This window comes from Paenibacillus ginsengarvi (assembly GCF_003626695.1).
GTDB lineage: Bacteria > Bacillota > Bacilli > Paenibacillales > NBRC-103111 > Paenibacillus_AB > Paenibacillus_AB ginsengarvi.
The window spans coordinates 149,873-171,276 of record NZ_RBAH01000017.1 but is presented as its reverse complement, the minus strand read 5'-3'; the positions used below and the strand labels follow the sequence as shown (position 1 = coordinate 171,276).

At 54.4% G+C, this 21,404-nt stretch carries 18 protein-coding genes; 11 read left to right on the top strand and 7 right to left on the bottom strand.

Annotated elements, in window-relative coordinates; translation table 11 throughout:
• Position 1: 1 nt before the first annotated feature.
• Both D7M11_RS22150 and D7M11_RS22145 read right to left on the bottom strand, forming a co-directional pair.
• A complete protein-coding gene (locus tag D7M11_RS22150; protein ID WP_120749442.1) occupies positions 2–2,227 on the bottom strand; it encodes a glycosyl hydrolase family 28-related protein in 2,226 nt (741 codons plus the stop codon).
• An 18-nt stretch (positions 2,228–2,245) separates the two neighbouring features.
• A complete protein-coding gene (locus tag D7M11_RS22145) occupies positions 2,246–3,580 on the bottom strand; it encodes an ABC transporter substrate-binding protein (protein WP_120749441.1) in 1,335 nt (444 codons plus the stop codon).
• A gap of 143 nt (positions 3,581–3,723) precedes the next feature.
• Here D7M11_RS22145 and D7M11_RS22140 point away from each other — a divergent pair, with 143 nt between their 5' ends.
• Both D7M11_RS22140 and D7M11_RS22135 read left to right on the top strand, forming a co-directional pair.
• Positions 3,724–4,626, top strand: a complete 903-nt coding sequence (locus D7M11_RS22140; protein ID WP_120749440.1) for a helix-turn-helix domain-containing protein — start codon at positions 3,724–3,726, stop codon at positions 4,624–4,626.
• Positions 4,627–4,722: 96 nt separating this feature from the next.
• Positions 4,723–5,454, top strand: coding sequence for a response regulator transcription factor (locus D7M11_RS22135; protein WP_120749439.1), 732 nt, complete (start codon positions 4,723–4,725; stop codon positions 5,452–5,454).
• A 29-nt stretch (positions 5,455–5,483) separates the two neighbouring features.
• Here D7M11_RS22135 and D7M11_RS22130 read toward each other — a convergent pair whose 3' ends face one another.
• From D7M11_RS22130 to D7M11_RS22115, 4 genes are all read right to left on the bottom strand, one after another.
• On the bottom strand, positions 5,484–7,325 hold the full coding sequence (locus D7M11_RS22130; RefSeq protein WP_158606776.1) for a SpoIIE family protein phosphatase: 1,842 nt from the start codon (positions 7,323–7,325) through the stop codon (positions 5,484–5,486).
• A 2-nt stretch (positions 7,326–7,327) separates the two neighbouring features.
• Positions 7,328–7,717 (bottom strand): DUF1987 domain-containing protein, encoded by a 390-nt coding sequence (locus D7M11_RS22125; protein WP_120749437.1) that lies wholly within the window; start codon positions 7,715–7,717, stop codon positions 7,328–7,330.
• A gap of 11 nt (positions 7,718–7,728) precedes the next feature.
• Positions 7,729–8,268, bottom strand: coding sequence for a SiaB family protein kinase (locus D7M11_RS22120; RefSeq protein WP_205127101.1), 540 nt, complete (start codon positions 8,266–8,268; stop codon positions 7,729–7,731).
• Positions 8,269–8,342: 74 nt separating this feature from the next.
• Positions 8,343–9,383: a sensor histidine kinase gene (locus D7M11_RS22115; protein WP_120749436.1), complete on the bottom strand. Its 1,041-nt coding sequence runs from the start codon at positions 9,381–9,383 to the stop codon at positions 8,343–8,345.
• Positions 9,384–9,677: 294 nt separating this feature from the next.
• Here D7M11_RS22115 and D7M11_RS22110 point away from each other — a divergent pair, with 294 nt between their 5' ends.
• Entirely contained in the window at positions 9,678–10,859 is a 1,182-nt protein-coding gene (locus D7M11_RS22110) for an MGDG synthase family glycosyltransferase (protein WP_120749435.1), read from the top strand.
• 243 nt (positions 10,860–11,102) lie between these two features.
• Here D7M11_RS22110 and D7M11_RS22105 read toward each other — a convergent pair whose 3' ends face one another.
• A complete protein-coding gene (locus tag D7M11_RS22105) occupies positions 11,103–11,309 on the bottom strand; it encodes a DUF1657 domain-containing protein (RefSeq protein WP_120749434.1) in 207 nt (68 codons plus the stop codon).
• 163 nt (positions 11,310–11,472) lie between these two features.
• On the opposite strand from D7M11_RS22105, the gene D7M11_RS22100 reads away from it, so the two are divergent.
• The 8 genes from D7M11_RS22100 to D7M11_RS22065 all read left to right on the top strand — a co-directional run bounded on the left by D7M11_RS22100 (position 11,473) and on the right by D7M11_RS22065 (position 21,399).
• Positions 11,473–12,333, top strand: a complete 861-nt coding sequence (locus D7M11_RS22100) for a DUF421 domain-containing protein (protein WP_120749433.1) — start codon at positions 11,473–11,475, stop codon at positions 12,331–12,333.
• Positions 12,334–12,381: 48 nt separating this feature from the next.
• Positions 12,382–12,858, top strand: a complete 477-nt coding sequence (spoVAC, locus tag D7M11_RS22095) for a stage V sporulation protein AC (RefSeq protein WP_120749460.1) — start codon at positions 12,382–12,384, stop codon at positions 12,856–12,858.
• Between the two features lie 2 nt (positions 12,859–12,860).
• Positions 12,861–13,877: a stage V sporulation protein AD gene (spoVAD, locus tag D7M11_RS22090; RefSeq protein WP_120749432.1), complete on the top strand. Its 1,017-nt coding sequence runs from the start codon at positions 12,861–12,863 to the stop codon at positions 13,875–13,877.
• Between the two features lie 15 nt (positions 13,878–13,892).
• On the top strand, positions 13,893–14,258 hold the full coding sequence (spoVAE, locus tag D7M11_RS22085) for a stage V sporulation protein AE (protein WP_120749459.1): 366 nt from the start codon (positions 13,893–13,895) through the stop codon (positions 14,256–14,258).
• A gap of 266 nt (positions 14,259–14,524) precedes the next feature.
• Positions 14,525–16,621 (top strand): LTA synthase family protein, encoded by a 2,097-nt coding sequence (locus D7M11_RS22080; protein ID WP_240041245.1) that lies wholly within the window; start codon positions 14,525–14,527, stop codon positions 16,619–16,621.
• A gap of 320 nt (positions 16,622–16,941) precedes the next feature.
• A complete protein-coding gene (locus D7M11_RS22075) occupies positions 16,942–17,901 on the top strand; it encodes an AAA family ATPase (protein WP_120749431.1) in 960 nt (319 codons plus the stop codon).
• Between the two features lie 16 nt (positions 17,902–17,917).
• Positions 17,918–19,156 (top strand): DUF58 domain-containing protein, encoded by a 1,239-nt coding sequence (locus tag D7M11_RS22070; protein ID WP_240041244.1) that lies wholly within the window; start codon positions 17,918–17,920, stop codon positions 19,154–19,156.
• Positions 19,153–21,399 (top strand): transglutaminase TgpA family protein, encoded by a 2,247-nt coding sequence (locus tag D7M11_RS22065; RefSeq protein ID WP_120749429.1) that lies wholly within the window; start codon positions 19,153–19,155, stop codon positions 21,397–21,399. The genes D7M11_RS22070 and D7M11_RS22065 overlap by 4 nt, the downstream gene beginning before the upstream one ends.
• Positions 21,400–21,404 lie beyond the last annotated feature (5 nt).

The following is a 21,404-nucleotide window of genomic DNA, read 5'->3' as shown; positions in this document are numbered from 1 at the left end:
GTCACCTGTTGATGATTACAGCTTTTCGGAGAGCCGCTCCCGAACCGTTGGCTTCCATGGCGATGAGCAAATGCCGCTCTCCCGAAGCTGCCGCTTCGGCATAGGAACCGGCATTCGTCATCATCGTTCCGGTGCTAATCGGACCGTTCACGAGGACGTCGCACAATCCGTCTACCAGAACGATGCCGTATTCGCCAGCATTGATCGTATCCGCCGCAACGCCAATAGCCAAATGGTCGCTTCGGGTTGCGGAGATGTTTACAAAAGCGGCGAAGCTGTAGCTAGTGTCGAGCGCGACTATAGCACCTTTTGGAATGGCCGATCCGCCGGAATTACGGAATGTTCTTCTCGCAGGCGTAAACGCCATATACACATCCGGACTGTTGGGAACGATTTGGCCTGTCGTCGAGATGTTGTCCGAACCCTGATGTGTTTTCTTGATAAAGTTTGTTTCCAGGAAGCGGAACGATTTTTCGATCGTATTGTTTTTCAGTACGACTTTCCCTTGAGACTGGTAGGCGCGTATGTCGTACTGGGCAGAACCGGAGGCCAAGTTGTCCGCAATGTAAATATGATTCGAGACGTTATTGAAATCGACCGAGATCGCTTCTGAATGATTGCGGATCACATTGGATTTGATCGTTATATGATCGCCGTTTTTGGATATATAAATGCCGAGTCCGGCCGTCGTCTGAACGCTGTTGTTATACTCGATAACGTTATCGGCAACGACGAGGCGGCTTATAAATCCGAAATATTCGTAGGGCTGGGCGTTGCCGGCGCGTATGCCCGCCTTGCACCCCGAGATATGGTTCCCTTTGATTTTTACATTTCGGATGATCGAATTCGCATGGAGCAGCGTATCATATCCTTCCAGAACAATTCCTTCGTTGTATCCGGAAATCGAATTGTTTGCAATATGGACGTTGTCGATATAATATTGGCCATCCTCCACCGACCTGCTGCTCACACGTATTCCGGAAAGCGAGCCGGATTTCTGAACGTTAATAATATTGTTGTCGGATACGATGTTATGGAACGTATCGTCAAGCATGATCCCGACTTTGCAGTCGAACAGTTGATTGCCCGATATAAGATTGCCGCCCCGGTTGTTTTCGCTTTCGATTCCGGCCCATTTGTTGCGGTATATGCTGTTTCCTTGCACGATCGAATTCCACGTTCCGTAAAGGTTGATGGCGGCGGCGGCTTCCCCTCCATAGCAATAGTTGTCCATGTACTTGCATTCTTCTCCATAGACGCCATGAATGCACGTTCCTTGGCCCGTACCGTCTTCGTTCGAATATAATTCGCAATTACGCACGACAATATGTTTCAGCGTACCATGAATTTGTTCCGGATTTACGTTGGCGCCTACTTGAATACAAGCTGTGCCCCCGGTAATATACACGTTCTCGATCGTTACATTTTTGACATCATACGTTTCGTTTAACGTTCGATCAAACTCCGATATATAGATGGGCTGGAAAAGGCCGCTCTCGGGAACCGCCGCCATCCTTTTCTCGATGCCGATGTTGCGGAACGTGACGCCGCTCGCCTTTACATGGAACATAAAATAGGTCGAGCCCTTCGCGTTGATGATGGAGGCGCGTCTTCCTTCCCCTTCGATGGTAACGTTGCTTTTGAGTATTTCGACAGGAGGCGCGCTGTCCATCCGGTAAGTCCCTTCGGGGAACAGCAGCGTATCGCCTTCGCGGATGGCGGCGTACGCTTTTAAAATAGCTTGCGTATCGTTCGTTGCCCCGTCCCCTTTGGCGCCGAACCATCTCACGTTGATGCGCCCGGCTTCGACGCTCCTGTGAAATCTGGCGCCGGAAGCCGCTGCGACGATACACGTCCCCGTATTGTCCTCAGAAATCGAATCGAGCGGATCATTCAGGAAAAATCCTTCCTGCCCTTTGTCCATCACATAGTATGCGAGTCGCTCATCCGCGGCGCATGCGCCCGAACGCAATTCCTCGATCGTTGTCGTTATGCAAAGCTTGGTATCGTTTGGCCAGTCCGGATCTGTCCCATAAACGGTTCCTGTTACCGAATATCGCGTACTTGGCCCTGCATGGGCGATTTGCCGCCACATCGTTCCGGATGCAGCCGCGACTCCGGCGAGGCCGAGCGAAGCGAGCAGCTTCCGTCTGCTCATCGCAATATTCGGATCTCCGGACTTCAAGTTTCCGCCTGCCTCACTTAAATCGGTCCGATATTCCCTCATAGGTGTGTACTCCTTTCGTCATTTGGCGTCGGCCGTTTTCAATTCCTTGATCTTCTGATTCGTTTTCTCTTCAGCGTCTCTTAGTGCGGTATTAAGATCTTTCAGTCCTCGAACGACTTCCAAATACGCGACGTACAATCTGTCCCTCGACACGTTGTTATACTTCGTCAAAGGAGCGCCAGGCGAGTAATTTTGCGGCAGCATCGCTTTTGTGTTTTTGCCCTTGTACATATCCGCTTCTTGCCCAAAAGCGTTCCTCAACGGTTCGCTTTTTAGCGCGGTGTGAAATATTCCTTTTTTCACGATCGGCAACTGATACTCTTCTGTTGCTATATACGAGATCGCTTGGAACGCCTGGTCTTTATGCTTGCTCGTTTTCGTTATGTAGAACGATACCGGATAAGGCTGCGGGCCAACGCCAGGCATTCCTTTATAGGTGGGGAATGTCGCCATATCCCAATTCATGCCCTGCAGCTCGCTCGCCGTATGCAAAGTGCTTACAGGCAGCCACATGGCAACCGTTCTGTCCTTGGTAAACTTGTTGCGCTGATTGGTCGTATCTGCAGTTGTGGCATCCATTACATAACCGGGTATTTGATAGAAACGGATAAAGTTTTCGAAAAAGGGCTTCCACCTGTCGTCCGCAAACGATGCCGTTTCAGTCGCCGGATCGATCAGCGGCAATGAAAGCTGATTTCTGACGGCCAAATGCGATGGGGATAACATGAATCCGTAATATTGCTGATCGCCATCTTTGCGTGTCAGCCGCTTGGCCAAATCGTATAGGTCGTCCCAGGAGGCGTCATTTTTCGGGTAAGCGACACCGAACTTGTCGAAAATGTCTTTATTGTAATAAAGCGGGGAAGGCGCCATGAATGCCGGAAGGCCGTATATTTGGCCGTTTCCGAGCTGTTTCATCATATTGACCGCGGCCGGTTCGATCTTTCCCATGTCATAATTATTTTTTTTGATCAAATCGGTGATGTCGGTTTGTAACTCATACTTGATAACATGATCGTAAACGAGGCCGGTGGAAACGTAGATAATATCCGGCGTCTCTCCCGCAGTGATAAGCTCCTGCATTTTGCCGGCGTTTGTATACGGTATGAATTTCGGTACAAGATGCGGGTATTTCGTTTGGAGCGGCTGCGCAATTTCTTTGTCGAATTGGTCGGGCTGCCAGTCCCCGCTTCCGTCGTAAAAAACGAGCTCCACCGGGGGGAGGGGGGCGCTTTGCGTTTTCCCTTTATCGCTGCCGCATGCGGGGGCAAGCGACAATATGCCGACAAGCAATAAAGGCATCGTTTTTTTGGCCGTCTGGGTAAAGCGCGTCGTTTTGTTGTTTCTTCTCATTTTTCGCTCATCTCCATTCTCTTTTTCTCACTATTCGATTTATACTATTGTAAAGCGCTTACCAAAGCATAGCTCCGGGCGTGAGCGGTAGCCATGGAGACGATTAATATTTTACACGCATAAATCTTAAAGGTGGCATAAGGATGACATTGTTTCTTTTTACCGAACCGTCTTTGCTGGAAGTGAAATGGGCTAACGTCCACAAAGGAAACATATCCATACAAAATATCGTTCACCGAAATCCGTATTACGAGCTGATTATGGTTACGGAAGGGCCTATTTATCTACAGGTGGGCAACGACAAGTTAACTTTGGAAACGGGAGAAGCTTATATGCTACAGCCCTGGCAGCAGCATCAGGGGTGGAAAGCATTTAAAGACTCGTCCGGCTTTTTCTGGGTTCAGTTCGCTTCGTCTCCCGAGCCTGTGCAAATCGAATCTTGGGCGGAATGGAATCGCAAGGAGCGGCAAAACCGTCCGGAGAGAGCCTTGTTGCGGACAATAGAAGAAGGGGAGCAAAGTACGGGATACATGGTTATTCCAAAGCGCTTCTTGCCGTCACGGCGATACGAACTGCTAAGCGCGTTCGAGCGGCTGATCGGGCAGTTTCTGAATCCGCAAGGCTATTACAAATTCAGGACGTCGCTGCAATTGGGCCAATTGTTGGAAATGCTCGCCTGCGACGCACTGGAGAAGAGCGAATCGAACAAATCGATATCGGCCTCGTTCATGCTGTATCGTAAAATGGTCAATTTTTTGGACGAATGGAATCATTGCGATTTTCCGAAAATGGAAATGGAAACTTATTTTAACCGCAAATACGAATATTTGTGCTCGACTTTCAAGAAATACGCAGGGATGACAATGAGCACGTACATTAATCAGCTGCGCATCCAACGAGCAAAGCATATGCTGGGGACGACGAACGAGACTGTAACGAAGATCGCGGCGGATGTAGGATTTCAAGATTGCTTCTACTTCAGCAAGCAATTCAAAAAAATAGTAGGCATGTCGCCTTCGGAGTATCGAACAGAATTGCTAAAATAGGTTGATCCATGCCTCCTTGAAGCCTTCTTGGCTAGCACCTAATCAAAATGGTAGAATGAAAGAGTAAGGGATTGCGGCGGAAGTGGAGGGAGCGCGATGGAGTTAGCAGAAAGAGCTACCGTGTTAGTCGTCGAGGATGATAATGAAATTCGCGAATTGCTCCGGCTTTACTTGATCAAGAACGGTTTCAACGTCGCCTGTGCAAGCGACGGCGTGTCGGCTTTGCGAGAATTCGAGTTCATTCGTCCTGATCTTGTTTTGTTGGATATTCAGCTTCCCGGAGCCAGCGGCTTGGAAGTATGCGAACAGATCCGGAGCGTCTCCAACGTTCCGATTATGTTCGTCAGCGCCCGCGGAGAGGCGGAAGACGTCATTCGCGGCTTGGACCTGGGGGCGGACGATTATATAGCGAAGCCGTTCGACCCGGCGATTGTCGTGGCCAGGGTGAAGGCCAACTTGCGCAGGGCGCCGATATACCGGCGTTACGACCCGTCGTCGCAAGGAGCGCGTACGGAGCCGGCGATACCGAAGGACGGCATTTATATCGATACGAAAAAAATGACCGTTTATGCGGACGGTCATGAAGTAAGGCTATCGGCTAAAGAGTATCAGCTTCTGGTCTTTATGGCGAACCGGGCGAAGGAGGTGTTCTCCGCCTCGGAGCTGTACGAATATGTTTGGGGCAGAGACAGCAATGACGATCCGAGAACCGTCATGGTGCATATTTACAATATGCGCAAAAAGCTTGAGCAAAACCCGACCGATCCGCGATACATCGTCAGCGTGCGGGGATTGGGATATCGCTACGAGGGGGCACCAGTCGTATAAGATTGCTTTCCGTACGGCTGGACAGCCGTTTACAGGAGCCGTAAGCCGACGACCGTAATATCGTCGCGCTGCGGTTCATCTCCCCTATATGACTGCAGCACCGATTCCAGGTGCTGCTTTTGTCCGCTCATTGGGGTTCCCGCTCCGGTTTCCAGCCATTTTCTCCACCGGCTTTTGCCGAACGAATAATTTTTTTCTCCCCCGTTTTGATCGATTAGCCCGTCCGAAGTCAGGAACAGCTCGTCTCCGGAATCGACGTTCACCATAGCGCTTGTGTAGGCGTAATCGTTCGGCGTATTGCGATAGCCGACTGACTTACGGCTTCCCTCGATTTCCTGTACGCCGCCTGCCCCCCGAATGTAGAGCGTAAATTTGGCCCCGGCAAAAACCGCGCGGTGCCTGGTAACGTACACGAGGCCGATATCGAGCCCGTCGTCCGTCAAGCCGTCTTTATCTTTCTGATGCAGCGTCATCTTGATCGATTGGTTGAGCTGGGCAAGAAATCGGCTCGGATCGGGCTCCGCATCCGAGTCGCGCTGGGCGAACTGATTAAGCAGCGACACCGTCATGATCGACATCAGCGCTCCGGGAACTCCGTGCCCGGTACAATCGCCGACAGCGACAAGATGGCCGTCCTGTACCGGCTTTACCCATACAAAGTCCCCGCCGACCACGTCCTTCGGCCTCCACAGCACAAAATGATCCGCGAACGCTTCGCCGAGCTCGGATTCGGCGGGAAGCGCCGATTGCTGAATTCGGCTCGCATAGTCGAGACTGTCCAACAGCTTTTCGTTCTGCTCGGCCAGCTCCTGCGTTCGGGCGGCAATCTGATTCTCCAGCTCCATGTTCAGCCCGATGGCCCGCTTGTACGGTTCGGCCAGCTTGCGGGACGTGTAGTAAAAGAAGAAAATGACAAAAAGCAGCGCCACGGCGACGGCGGCGGCCGTCTGTACCTGAATCGTCCGCAAAAACGAGGTAGCTTCCGCCCGATCGACCGAAACGACGAGCGTCCAGTCGGTCGCTGCAATCGGATAGGTGACGAGATCGTTCATTCGGCCATCCGGCCCTCGGAAGTCGAGCACGCTTTGTTTGCCGTTCAAGTCGGCAAGTACTTGCCCGGAAGTAGCGGCCGGGATGAAATCCCGTATATTATGGCCGTTTTGGCCGAAATCGTCGGACAAATAAATCGTGCCCGTCTGGTCGGTCAGCCACAAGCTGCCGTTCGCGCCGTATTTGTATTCCCCGAATTTGGCTGACAATTCCTTCAAGCTGAGGCCTACTCCAACGATGGCGAGCGGATCGCTGCCGTCCTTCATAAAGGCATTGACGAAGATGAACGTATCCTGGCGGACATGATTGTAATCGATCTCCACGCGGGTCGGGTTATTTTCCTGCAAGAACGAATAATACCAGCTGTCGTCCGGATCGTTCCTGGACATGACGTCGATGAGGGCGCCGTTTTCCGCATAATACCGGCCGGTCGGAACGCTGACGATAAAGCTGTTGTCGTAGCCGAACTTTTGCTTCAAGGCGACGATTTTGGCCAGCGGATCGGCGCCTGCTTCGAGCCGCTCCCCTTGTCTGATCCAATCGCGAATCGCGCGGTCTTCGGCGAGCAGACGGGACGTCTCGACGGCGCGTTCGATGCTGCCGTCGATTTTGGCGGCAATCGAGCTGGCAATATAGGCGAGGTCGTTTTCCTTCAGCTTTTTGACCGCCTGGCTTTTCGTAATGGAGTAAGCGACAATGCCCGTAACGATAATCGAGACGACGAGCAGTACCGCCGCCAAGGCGGACACTCTGGTTACCCCGATATCGTAGAGCGCGTGGTTTCGCAGCTCGGCCCGTTTAGCGTCGACAGTCCCCTTCATCGTTACCGATCCTCTTTGGCTATAATATGGAACGGCAGGCTCAGGTCTTCCTTGAGCTCCTCCGCACATTCGTATTCGCTTTCGTTATCCCGGTTGTACGTCCACAGGACGGATACCCGTTTGCCCTGCAAATAGGCGGCCTCGAGCTTGTCGAGCAGCATCAGAAGGCATTTCGTGCTGCTTGTGTTCATATAAGGGATCTGAAACTCCGCCACCGCCTCGGCGTCTTCGGGCAGCTCGGCGAGGTAGGCGGTCAGCCATTCGAGTATCGGCTCGTAAAATTTGAACGGATTTTCCGGATACGATTGGCCGTTCAGCGCCAGACGGTTCCGGACAGGGTCGAAAGCGACGGCTGGAGAGCTTTTCGTTCCCTCGATGTAATATGGTTGCATCTGATTCACTCCTATACGATCGCTCTCAGTGTGAAGAAGGATAAATTCGCGTCAAGCTCGGAAATCGAGTAGGCGAGCGGCTCGCGCGTTTTCCGGGCGATGTCGATCAGCCCGAGACCGGCGCTGTCCGTACTGTTCGACCCGCGAAGTTTTTCCTTATACAGCTGTTTCAGGGCGGGCTTGTCCATGGCGATGAGCGCATCGATCTGCACCGTCAGCGCTTCTAAGTCGGCTTGCTCCACGACGTTTCCGGAGCAGATGAAATGGCCGCTGTCGGTTTTGCCAATCGTAACGATGCTCGAGTGGGCGATCGTATCGCAGAAACGGCTATTTTCCTTAGTGGAACAGTAATTTTTAATGTTTTGGGTTTGTTCTATAAAAATGGAAAAAATATGATATACTTCATTTTGCGGGCGTTCTTCGGTTTCCAAATAAGATTTGACGGCGGCTCCGTATTCTTCGATCAGGTTTTGGGACAAACGTCCGGCGAAGCTGATCAGAATCCCGTTATCCCGCATCATGTTTTGAACGGAAAGCAGGTCGTGTTTCAATACAATTCCTCCTTTAAAGGTATTTGCAGGAAAAAAGACGCATAGGTACAGCATATACTATTTCTAGTACTAGATCACCGATTTGGTACCTGCGGAACGTCAAGTAGAGGCTCCCCGTCATGGAGCGGGAGAGAGAACTGAAAGCGGCTCCCTTGTCCGGGCTCGCTGTCCACACCGATCTGGCCGCCGTGGCGAAAGACGATCTCCTTCGAGATCGCAAGTCCGAGCCCCGCGCCGGATACGCCGCGCTTGGCCACATCGCCGGCGCGAAAAAAACGTTCGAAAAGGTAGGGCATATCGATTGGATCGATTCCTTCGCCCGTATCTTCGACGAACAGCGTAAACCAGCGCAGCGCGTCTGATGCCGTTTCCGTCCGGCTAAGTACGGTGGCTTCCGGCGGCCGCTCCGACAACAGCCCGTGCAGGCGAACCGCACCGCCGCTCGGCGTAAATTTGACTGCGTTGTCCAGCAAATTCGTCACCACCTGATCGATCTTGGCCTGATCGATCCGCAGCTTCTGTTCCTGCGGGCTCATATGTCCGGTTTCGTTACGGAGCGGCTGAAATTCGATCCGGATGCCTTTTCCGGCGGCTTCCAGCTCAAAACGGGTTTGCAGCCCGTTATACCAAGGACCTACCGGCACCGGATGAAAGTGAAGGGGATGTCGGTTCGCCATCAAGGTGGAAAGCTGGAACAGATCGGTGATGAGCTGATCGATCGTCAGCAGTTTTTGATACAGCATCGACAAGTAGGCTTCGCCGGGCTCGATGACTTGATCCAGAAACGCTTTTACATAACCCTGCACCGACGTAATCGGCGTGCGCAGCTCGTGGGAAATATCGGAGATCAGCTGTCTGCGAAGCAGCTCCATATGCTGCAGTTCGGCATGGGCCGATTTCAGCTCCTGTTCGCGCTCCTTGAGTGTCCGGCCTTGAATATCGCTGATGCGGGACAGCTTCATCGTCGTTTTGAGCAGTTTCTCGTAATGGTCTACAAGCTGCCCGTACTGTCCGGGGTCCGGCTGTTTCCGGGCGGCCACATCCGATTTCGCTGCTTTCAGGATGCGAAGCTCTTCCGTAAAAACATCCTGCTCGGAAGTTGTGCCGATATCCACAATAATCCTCCCCTACAGCTTAAGTTGTGACTCATTATAGCATAGTCGTCTATGAAAAAGGTTCTTAATTTGCGGGCATAAAAATGTTGCCGTCATCTGTATACTTTCGGTAGAGATACGGATAAGCTCACGTTCTTCGATCCGCACCTGCTGCGGTGTAAGCTCGAGGAGAACGGGACCAGCCCGTTTACTGGACTTTGGTACGGGTACGTATACGGCGGCGGTCCGTTTCGGCGTCTCCGACCTTGACGGTATGATAGAGCCATAAGCTTTGGAATAGGGCGGTGCTAAAAAGTGAATGGAAAAATATTAATTTTGTCGGGACCGTACGGGGAAGGACACAAGCAAGCGGCGCAGGCGCTGCTCGAAACATGCAGGCTGACCCGGCCGAACATGGAGCCGGTTATTGTGGACTTTATGGAATGGACGCTGCCGCGGCTGCACGGTATCAGCAAAGCCGTTTTTCATCAAGGGGTGCAAAAATTCCCGTCCGTCTACGGCTATTTGTTTCGCCATACGAAAAAAGGAACGACGCTGTCGGCCATGAGCAGCCGGCTTCGCTGGTATGGGCTGCGGCGCATCGCCCGTCTGCTGGAGGATGTCCGTCCGAGCGTCGTAGTTTGCACGTTTCCACTAGCAGCCGCCGCCATATCGGCGCTGAAGCAGGCGGGCATGACCGATATACCCGCGGTCACGGTTATAACCGACCATACGGATCACAGCTATTGGGTTCATCCCGGCACGGATTTGTATGTCGTCGGCTCGGAGAAGGTGCGGCGGGGACTGATCCGCTCGGGCATCGCAGCAGGACGGATCGAGGTAACGGGTATTCCGATCCGGCCTCCGTTTAGTACCGGCGCGTTCCAGACGGACCGTCCGGCGCTCCGACAGAAGCTGGGCCTCGATCCGCACAAGCCGGTGCTGCTGCTGATGGGGGGCGGCTACGGCATGATGCATGAGGATGCCGTCCGGCTGATGATGGAGTCGGCCAAGTCGGATCGCGTTCAAGTGGTCGTCATATGCGGGCATAACGAGAAGCTGCGCCGAAAACTGAGCGAACGGCTTGACTGCGAGGCGCCCGGCCATGACGTACGCTTGACCGGATTTGTCCGGAACATGGAGCAGTATATGGCTGCATCCGATCTCGTCGTGACCAAACCCGGCGGGCTGACGACGACGGAGGCGATCGCGATGCGTCTGCCGATGGTGCTGTATCGACCGCTGCCAGGTCAGGAGGAAGATAACGCCGAATTTTTGACGGAGGCGGGTCTTGCCGTTCGCGCAACGGACGAAAAGCAGCTGCTTGGCGCGGTGCTGGGTCTGCTCGAACGGGGGGACCGCCTTGCGGCCATGAGGCGAAGGATGGAAGCGATGCATATGGAGACCGCTTCTTTCCGCGCGCTGGAAGCGATTATGTCCGCCCGCTGCATGCCGCTGCCAAGCTGGGAGAGCCAGCTTGCGCATGCGGGCGTTTAAAGCCCGGCGGCAGCCCAGTACGTTCCGGTTTTGCCGGCATATACTGATCCTATCGAATCTAATCTAAATCGCTTAGGATAGGAGTCGGTTCCATGTCCCGGAACGTACTCATACTTGTTTTATTCATTTTACTTGTAATTGTGCTCATCGTGCTGTGATGAAGTGAAGTTCAAGCCAAACAGCCGCCCGAATCTCGTCGCTGAGGACGAATCGGGGCGGCTGTTTTTGTGCGTTTGTTTTGGATTAAAACCCTTTATACTGGGGTTCTTCATTTTCCAGCTGCGTCACGCGGGAGCTGATTTGATCGACGACTTGTTGAGTCGTTTGCGCGCAAGTCTCGAATACGTTTTTAGCCTCCTGGTTTTGCGTGTTAAGCGCAAAGGACTCCAGGCTCGCCTGCGCGCTCTTCAAGGAGGCGAGGCAAGTTTTCACTTGGGATGCGACAGTCATGTTCATTTCACCTCCCTTTCTAAGCTCTACTATTCCCCATTTCCCGCCACTCATTTCTGTAAATAATTGACATGAAAAGCAGCCGTTTCTTTAACCCATACTAACGTTGTCGATCGTGCTGACGATCCTTACATTTTAGAAAGAAAGATCCGGTGAAGAAACAATGCCGATTTGGATGCAAGTCGTGGTCCGGTCCGTCGCCGCTCTCGCGGTGCTGTTCCTGATGACCCGGCTGCTTGGCAAAAAGCAGCTGTCGCAGCTCAACTTTTTCCATTACATTGTCGGAATTACGATTGGCGAGGTCGCGGGCTTCATCTCTTTGGAAATTGAAGGGCATTTCATGCACGGGGTAGCCGCGATGCTTGTATGGACGCTTATTCCGCTGGCATTCGAATGGCTCTCGATGAAGAGCAAGCATGTTCGCAAATGGTTCGACGGGGAAGGTACGGTACTGATCAAGGACGGCAAAGTGCTGGAGGACAATTTGAAAAAGGCGATGTTTACGTCGGACGAGCTGCTGGAGGAGCTGCGCAAAAAAAATGCGTTCCGGTTTGCCGATGTCGAATTCGCCGTGCTGGAGACGGACGGCAAAGTGAGCGTTATGCTGACTCAGGAAAATCAGCCGCTTACGCCAAAAAGTCTCGGGCTCAAAATGCCGAACGAGCAGGAGCCCCAGACCGTTATTATGGATGGGGAAATTATGGACGAGCCTCTGGCAACGGCCGGCCTGAGCCGAGGGTGGCTCGCAGCGGAACTGGACAAGCTCGGCGTGGCACAGGAGAACGTCTACTTGGCTCAAGTGGACGGATACGGGGAGCTAACTGTGGATCTGTATGACGATCAGATCAAAACGCCGATGCCTAGCGAGCGCGCGGTGTTGTGGGCCACGCTGCGCAAATGCGAAGCCGATCTGGAGTTGTTCTCGCTTGCGACGGACGATGCGAAGGCCAAACACTCCTACGAGCGGTCCGTCAAAACGCTCAAAAGCATCGTGAAGCAGGTCGAGCCTTATTTGACCAGATAGTTTGCCGCCGAAACGGATATACAAAGGAGCGGAACGCACATGGCTACAATGGCCGCGCAGAAAAAAAAGAAGCTGACTCCGGTTCAGCAGGAATATCAGGAGCTGGCGAAAAAGAAAGAGCCGCCGCGTCCGGTCGCCCGAAACTGTTTGCTGGCGTTTGTGACCGGCGGAGCGATCTGCACGATCGGCCAGCTGATCAGCGAAATGTTCATTCACTGGTTCGGCTTTACCGAAAAAACGGCGGGTAGTCCGACCGTTGCCGTTCTCATCTTCATCTCGGTCGTGCTGACCAGTCTCGGCCTGTACGACAAAATGGCCCAGTGGGCCGGCGCGGGCACGGCCGTACCGGTAACCGGCTTCGCCAACTCGATGTGCTCGGCCGCGATCGAGCATCGCAGCGAAGGGCTCGTGCTCGGAACGGGGGGCAATATGTTCAAGCTGGCCGGCTCGGTCATCGTGTTCGGAACGGTGGCGGCGTTTATTATCGGCATCATTCATATGCTGCTGAATTTAGGGGGGCGCTGACGATGCTGACCGGACATCAAACGTGGTCGTTTCCGCAGCCGCCGGTCATTTTGTCTACCGCGACGGTAGTCGGACCCGACGAGGGGGAAGGGCCGCTGGCGAAAGATTTCGATATCGTACACGGCGAATTGATGCTGTATGAAGACAGCTGGGAGAAGGCGGAGCGCAAGCTGCTGGAGGAATCGACCAAGCTGGCCGTCGAAAACGCGAAGCTGCAAAACGGCGATATCCAGTGTTTCGTGGCCGGCGATTTGCTCAATCAGATCGTTAGCGCCACATTCGCCGCAAGAACGCTGACGATGCCTTATTTGGGCGTATTCGGTGCCTGTTCGACGTCGATGGAAAGCCTCGCGATCGCTTCGATGATCGTCAGCTCCGGGTACGCGAAGCATGCGATGGCGGCGACGGCCAGCCATAACTGTACGGTCGAGAAGCAGTTCCGTTACCCGACCGAATACGGCTCGCAGAAGCCGCCTACGGCGCAGTATACGGTAACCGGCTCCGGTGCGGCCGTTCTCGGGGCTTCTGGAGAGGGACCGAGGGTGACGTCGGCTACGATCGGCCGGGTCGTAGATATGGGAATCAAGGACCCGTTTAATATGGGAGCGGCAATGGCTCCTGCCGCCGTTGACACGATTCAGGCGCACTTACGCGATCTCGCGATCGAACCTGGCCATTACGATATGATCGTCACCGGCGACTTGGCGACAGTCGGCTATTCGATTGCCCTCGAGCTGTTCGAGAAGCATCGGGTGCCGATCGGCCAGACGAACTACTACGACTGCGGCCTGATGGTATACGACGTGAATAAGCAAAACGTGCAGTCGGGGGGCAGCGGCTGCGCTTGCTCCGCCGTCGTCACGTACGGGCATTTGCTGAAACGGATGCGCGCCGGCGACTTGAACCGGATTCTAGTTGTAGCTACTGGCGCTCTGCTGTCCCCGCTCACGTTCCAGCAAGGGGAGAGCATACCTTGTATCGCGCACGCCGTAGCGATCGATAGCGGAAGGGGCGGCTGACCCATGGATCATTTGATGCAATTTGTATGGGCGTTCGTAATAGGCGGGGCGATCTGCGTCATCGGCCAATTGCTGATGGATATCGGCAAACTGACCCCGGCGCATACGATGAGTACGCTTGTCGTTCTCGGCGCGATCGTGGACGGCATTATCATCGGAGATAAAAGCTTGTACGACCGGTTCATCGAGTTCGCCGGAGCGGGAGCTACGGTGCCGATTACGAGCTTCGGCAATGCGCTCGTCCACGGGGCTTTGTCGGAGTACAAGCTGCACGGCTGGATCGGGATCATTACAGGGATTTTCGAGGTGACAAGCGCCGGCATATCGGCGGCGATCATTTTTTCGTTCCTTGCGGCGACATTCGTCAAGCCGAAAGGCTGAAGCACCGGAAAACGAGTCGGACATGCAACCGGGCCGGCTAAGTTTTCCGGTTTTTTTTCGGGGCTCCCCGCAAAGTATTTGAATAAACTTCGGAGCTTAGGCTCCACTTTGTGGGGTTATCTTACGTTTTGGCGGAATGCGGTATTATACCAATATTATAATTTTGTAAGGCCGTTTCTTCTCGTGATATAATGTTTTCATTGTTTAGTTGCCGGTTACAAGTTTTTTGACTCACAATAGAGAGAGAGACTGGGAGATCGATTAAAATGGGGAATTGGATCAAGGCCGCGGGCGGTTATTTGAAAGACCGGTATATGATGATCCTGTTATCCGGCTGGCTTGTGCTGTTCATGGAGGCTCTCAGCCGGAATCGAACATGGGACGCGGTAGTTTGGTCCGTGCTCCATATTCCGGCATTGCTTTTGAACGGAGCCATCATCTTTGGCGTGCTGCTTACACTGGTCGCGCTTACAGGCCGGCCCAGACTGAGCTTCTGGATCGTCTCCGCCATCGGCTTCGTGTTCGCGCTTATTACGGGCGTCAAGTCCAAGATGCTCGGCATTCCGCTGCTGCCCTGGGACTTCGTGTTAACCGGCGAAGCGAGCGGCATGGTGGAATATTTGAAAAATATTTTTACGATGCAGCTGTTTCTGGACGTGATCGTATTTACGTTTGTCAGTTGGCTGCTGCTGTACAAAACCGATCATCTGATCAAGGTCGTCCGCTGGAAGGAACGGATCGCGTTTGCCGCCGCAGCGGCCGCGCTGATCGCCGTGCTTTATACTGACAAGCCTTTTCCAATTAAAAGCGCTTTCGGCATCAATGCGATTATGTACGACCAGTCGGCGAACGTGGACATTAACGGCTGGCTGCTTGCCACGATACTCAATATCGACTACATGGGCATCGACGAGCTGGAAAACTACAATCAAGAGTCGATCGCGGCCATCGTCAGCAATGTTACTCCGATCGGAGGGGGCGGCGTTACGGAAGGCGTTAAGCCGAACATCATCGTAGTGCTCAGCGAATCGCTCTGGGACCCAACGCAGCTCGGCACGGTCAAATTCAACAGCGATCCGATGCCCTTCCTGCATGAGCTTCAGCAGAAAACGGCGACAGGGACGCTGCTCTCCCCGCAGTTCGGAGGCGGGACCGCCAACGTGGAGTTCGAAGTGCTGACCGGAAACTCGATGCGCTTTTTGCCGCAGGGTACGATCCCATACAACCAGTATGTGACGCACGAGATCGATTCGCTGGCGAGCATTACGGCTAGATCCGGCTACTACTCGACGGCGATCAGCCCGTTTCACCGCTGGTACTTCAACGCCGATAAAGTGTATCAAAATTTCGGCTTCGCCCAGTATATCCCGCTGGAATTTTTCGATCCGGTGTACGAGGGGCCGTATATCGCCGACAACGAAGTCGCGAAGCTGATCATTCAGCAGACGGGCAGGACGAAGGAGCGGGATTTCGTCTTCGCCAATACGATGGAAAATCATTTCCACTATTACCCCGGCAAGTTCGAGGAGAATCCGTTCACGGTCGAAGGGGATATTCCGATCGATACGAAGGGGATGCTGGAAACGTATGCGAAGGGCGCCAACGATGCGGACAAAATGCTGCGGACGCTCGTCGAGCACTACGAAACATCGGAGGAGCCGACGATCGTCGTGTTTTTCGGCGACCATTTGCCGTACCTCGGAGACGAGTACAAGGCGTACAAGGACACGAAGTGGATCAGCGGGGATAACGATCCGGACTTTGCGAACAAAATATACCGTACCCCGGTTGTCGTATGGAGCAACTACTTGCCGCAGACGAAGGAGACGATCAATCTGAGCCCTTCGTTCCTTGGGTCTTACGTACTCGAGAAAGCGAACGTTCCGGGATCGTATTACACCGACTTTTTGCGACAACTGTCCAGACGCTCCCCGACCGTTCCGCCCTACTCGTTCGACATGAAGCGGGCGGACGACGTATGGAAGCAATACGAATTGCTGCAGTACGATATTATGTTCGGGGATCAGCATGCTTACGGGGAGATGGAGCAGCCGATCGTCAACCCGAACTATTTCCTCGGCTTCGGTCCGATGGTGATCGACCAGGTTTCGCCGGATTCTGTAAAAGCCGGCGGGGAAGCGGAAATTACGATTGCGGGGAAAAATTTCCCTGCGCTGGCCAAAGTATACGCAAACGGCAAGCCGGTTGAAACGAATCGGGGGCCGAACGGGGAATTAACCGCGAAGCTGCCGGGCGAACTACTCCGATCGGGAACGTGCCAGCTGCAAGTGAAGGTGCTCGACTCCAAAGATATTGTGGTCGGCCATTCGAACGTCAAGTCGATTCAAGTTATGCGGAAGTAAATATACGACTGGGGACTCATGCGGAAGAAGGGGCACGCGCATCGTATGGCGCGCCCCTTCTTTTTTCTTTTGGCGGATTTGGAAAAAATAACTTGTCCAGGAGATTGAAACCTTTTTGTCCTGCAAGCGTATACATGTTTATGCGCGATCATCGAACCGAATGTCGAAACGCCCCGTTTTCTATAACAGCCGGACACTTTTTTCTGACGGTGAGGGCTATACGCGTTTTTTTACTTCCTGTAGAATAGAAGTACCGGCAATCACTTTGTTTGTTGGAATACCGGAGAGGACTACGGCCCATAGAGAGGAGCAGGAAAAGGATGGATGCACGATTTAGCGAAGATTTGTCCATTTTGAAGCAGTTGAAAGCCAATTTGGAATCCTGCATATTAGGAAAAACGGCCGAGGTCGAGCTGCTCTTGACCGCAGCGCTAGCCGGCGGGCACGTATTGCTAGAGGACGTGCCGGGAACCGGGAAAACGGTGCTCATCAAAGCGCTTGCCAAGTCCGTTCAAGGCCAGTTCCGCCGTATTCAGTGCAATCCGGATTTGCTGCCTACCGACATTACGGGAGTAGCGATTTATCATCCGAAACAAGAAACGTTCTTATTCCGACCGGGTCCGGTTATGACCCATATTTTGCTTGCCGACGAAATCAACCGGGCAACGACGAAGACGCAATCCGCGCTGCTTGAGGCGATGGAGGAGCGGCATGTGACCGTCGATGGCGAATGTTATCCGCTGCCGACGCCGTTTCTGCTGCTGGCGACGCAAAATCCGATCGACTTCGAAGGCACGTATGTGCTCCCCGAAGCCCAGCTCGATCGTTTTATGATGAAATTCAGCCTCGGCTACCCGGAGCACGATACCGAGAAGAAAATGCTGTTCTCGCAGACGGATGGCCATCCGGTCGATCGGCTTGAGCCGATTGCGGACGTGGAGCGGCTCACCGATATGCAGCATCGCGTCCGGGAGGTGCACATGGACGAGGCGGTGGCCGACTATGTCGTGTCGATTACGCGTAAAACGAGGGAGCATCAGTCGGTATTTCTGGGGGCGAGCCCGCGCGCGACGATCGCGCTGATGCAGGCGGCCAAAGCGTTCGCCTACTTGCGTGAACGCGATTACGTCATACCGGACGATATCAAATATTTGGCGCCGTATGTGCTCGGCCATCGGATTATTTTGCATTCCGAAGCGAGGATCGACGGATTAACGGTCGATTCGGTGTTCCAGTCCATTTTCAGCCAGGTGCGCGTGCCGGTCCGACTCGAGAAGTAACGGACGCGGAAACGGGGTGAGCAAAACGATGGGGATTGTATCCAGATATTCGGCCCGCTTCTGGGGAATCGCTTTATTATTCGCGGTCAGCTTCCTGTTCCTGCTGTTCCAGGGCGGCAAGCTCGCATTCATGGTATTTATTATCGTAGCCGTGCTTTGCCTGTATTTGGCGCTTAGCCGCTGGAGCGGCATCACGAAAACGCAGGGCGGCCGTACGCTGCTCGGCAGCGAGCACGAAGCCGTCGTAGAAGCGGGGACGTCGCTCGCCGTCCAGATTCATGTACACATACCCGGCTTTTGGCCGGTGCCTTACGTATCGGTCAAAGACCGGCTCATCAGACGGGGCGGGGAAGAGCATATGTTCGAGACGTTCCTGATCCCCGACTGGAAAAGACGCGGCGAAGTATCGTACCGGACGCCGCCGCTGCGCCGGGGCTTCTACGAATTCGGCGAGACGGACTGCTCGACGGAGGATATATTCGGCTTGTTCCGGCATAAAGGACTGCTTCAGATGCCCTATTCGTTCGGCGTGCTTCCGCAGAAGGTGCATATCCGCGAATGGAAGCAGCTGCACCAGCTGTTCCGGGGGATGCACCACCATTCCGCAACGACCCGCTCCCACCGGGAAACGACGCAAATCAACGGCGTCCGCGAATACATTTACGGCGACCGGTTGTCGCGGATTCATTGGAACGCAACGGCCAAAACCGGCACGTGGAAGTCCAAGGAATTCGAGCGGGAATCGCTGCCGAAAACGATCATTTTGCTCGATCGCAACATAAAGGCTTACCGCAGCAAGGAGCATTTCGAGCTGGCGGTTTCGATCGCCGCCTCGCTGATCGATTACGGCGGGAGGCGCGATCTGGCGCTCGGACTGCTCTCTGTAGGCAAGGACTCCAAATATTTCGAGCCGAGATTCAGCGCGAATCATCAGAAGGTCATCTACAACCATCTGATCGACGTCGAGCCGGACGGTACGCATACGCTGATGGATGTGCTCCGGGACCGGGCGCGTTTGTTCATGCCCGGAGTGTTCTTCACGATCATCTCGCCCGATCACGGGGAGACGATGACGCAATCGCTTGCGTGGATCGAGCAACGGCAGATGAACCCTTGCCATATGTGGGTATCGAGCGGCGTGCCGGCCGCCGATCAGGAACGCTGGAAGCGGCAGATGCAGACGACGGGCACGATGGGTTATGCCGTCGCCTCTCTCGATGAGCTTGCGCTTGCGCTGGGAGGTCGGTCCGTATGAAGGAAAGCGTATGGCGGCGATTGCTGCTCCAGGACTGGCATGAAAGACTGACCGCCATCTTAACCGGCGTGTTCCTGCTCCAGTTCGTCATATGGATTGCCAAGGAGGATCATGTGTGGCTGCCGGAGACGGTAACCATCGTGAAGCTGACCCTTCTCGTCGTTTTCTTCATGGAACTGTTCCCCCGGCTGCACCCGGCGCTGAGGAGACTGCTCCAGCTTGTCGGCTTATTATTCGTAGTCGGCGCGGTGCTGGATTATACGCCGGCGGGCCGCTCGTTTCACTCGATCAAGGAATGGAGCGCCTTCTGGCAAGACGTGTATGCACTGCTTCACGACAATTTCATGCAGCTGTCCCCGTTCATCTGGTTTGCTCTGGGGGCGTGGCTCGTAGCGCTCGGCGTGTTCTGGTGGATGAAGGCCAAGTGGCGGATCGTCGTAGCGCTCGTCATCTCGGTCGCGGCGTTCTCCTTCCGCGATTCGTTCAGCTTTCTCGTCCTGTGGCAGCAGGCGGCCATCGTCATTTTTTGCGGCTTGTTTCTGCTGATCGTTTGCCATTTTGCCGGTCTCAAGCGCAGAAATCCGGTCGGATGGTCGAATTTCTCCGATTATCCGCTCAGCGTTTCGATGCCGATCGTATTTCTCGTTTCGCTTGTTGTCTTTTTGGGCACCCTGGCGCCCGATGTGCGCGCTTTGTTGACCGACCCGTATACGATGTGGAAAAATTTCCGCGGCGAACAAGTTACATTTTTCAATAAAGGGTTCGGCACGAGTTCCGTACTCGGCGGCGATTCCTCGTCCGGGTACAGCCGCAACGATTCGACGCTCGGCGGCGAATTTTCGTTTGACTACACGCCGGTCATGTCGATCTCGACTTCGCACCGCAGCTACTGGCGGGGGGAAACACGGGCGCTCTACACCGGCAAAGGCTGGCTTCCGAGCGATGTGGAGCGGAAGGCGCAGCTCGTTCCGGTGACGGCCGACGCCTCCCTGCCGCAGGACCCGAGGCTCGCACCGACGCTGGGGAAGACGGTTGACGTTACGCAGACGATTACGGTGCTCGGCGAAGCGAGCCAGGACTATCCCGTATTGTTCGGTGCTTATTCGATCGATAAGGTGCAGAGCATGGCGGTAGGCGGCTCGGCGGCAAACCTCAGCCCGCTGCTGTGGGCCCCCCGGCTTAGCGAGCTTCGCTGGAACGGGACCGGCCGGCAGGCGTATCCGCAGTCGTACTCGGTGACATCCAAGGTGCCGGTTATCGACGAGGCGGAACTGCGCCAAATTCCGGCCGAGCTGCCGACGCGCGCGGGGCTCGAAGAATATTTGTTCGTGCCGGAAACGCTGCCGAGCCGGGTAAGGGAGCTCGCCTTGAAGGAATCGGCGGCAGGGACGAATATGTATGACAAGGTTAAGTTGCTGGAGCGATATTTGTCCACCGCGTATCCGTATACGAATACGCCCGATTTGAGCAAGGGCAGGAGCCGCGACTTCGTCGACCGCTTCCTGTTCGAGATCAAGGAAGGGTATTGCGATTATTACTCGACCGCGCTTGCGGTTATGGCCCGGGCGATCGGCATTCCGTCGCGCTGGGTGAAGGGGTACACGCCGGGGGTTAACGCGCTCACCGAAGAGATGATGAACTTCCCCGAAGACCTGATCGATCCGGACGGCGCCGGCGACTATACGGTACGCAATTCGGATGCGCATTCATGGGTGGAAATTTATTTCCCGGGTTACGGCTGGATTCCGTTCGAGCCAACGGCCGGCTTCGCGCTGCCGACGATTACGCCGCAAGAAGTAGTCGATCTGGGGACGCTGCCGTCGGTGACCGACGAAACTCCCGCGCCGCTGCTGGAAAGCGTCGGAACGACGCGGGCCATCGGCTGGGGTTCCGGCGCCGTAGCGGCCGCCATTCTGGTTGTGTTCCTGTGGCTTAACCGGAGCAGCCTGCGCAAGCTTCGCTTCTTCGTTCCCATCGGACGCCAGCTCGATGCAAATCAAAGGGCGGTTCTTGAGTTCGAGAGGCTGCTGAAGTACGCGAGACGTAAAGGCTATGCCCGCTCCGAGTCCGAAACGGCGAGAGAAGCGGCCCAGCGCTGGATGAAAAAGGACAAATGGCTGCAAAAGGATCTCGAATCGCTGCTGTTCGTATTCGAGAAAGCCAAATACAGCGATTCACCGATTACGGATGAAGAGCTGGTGCAATTTACGCGGACCGTTTCCAAGCTCAAGGAATCGATGTAGGGCGG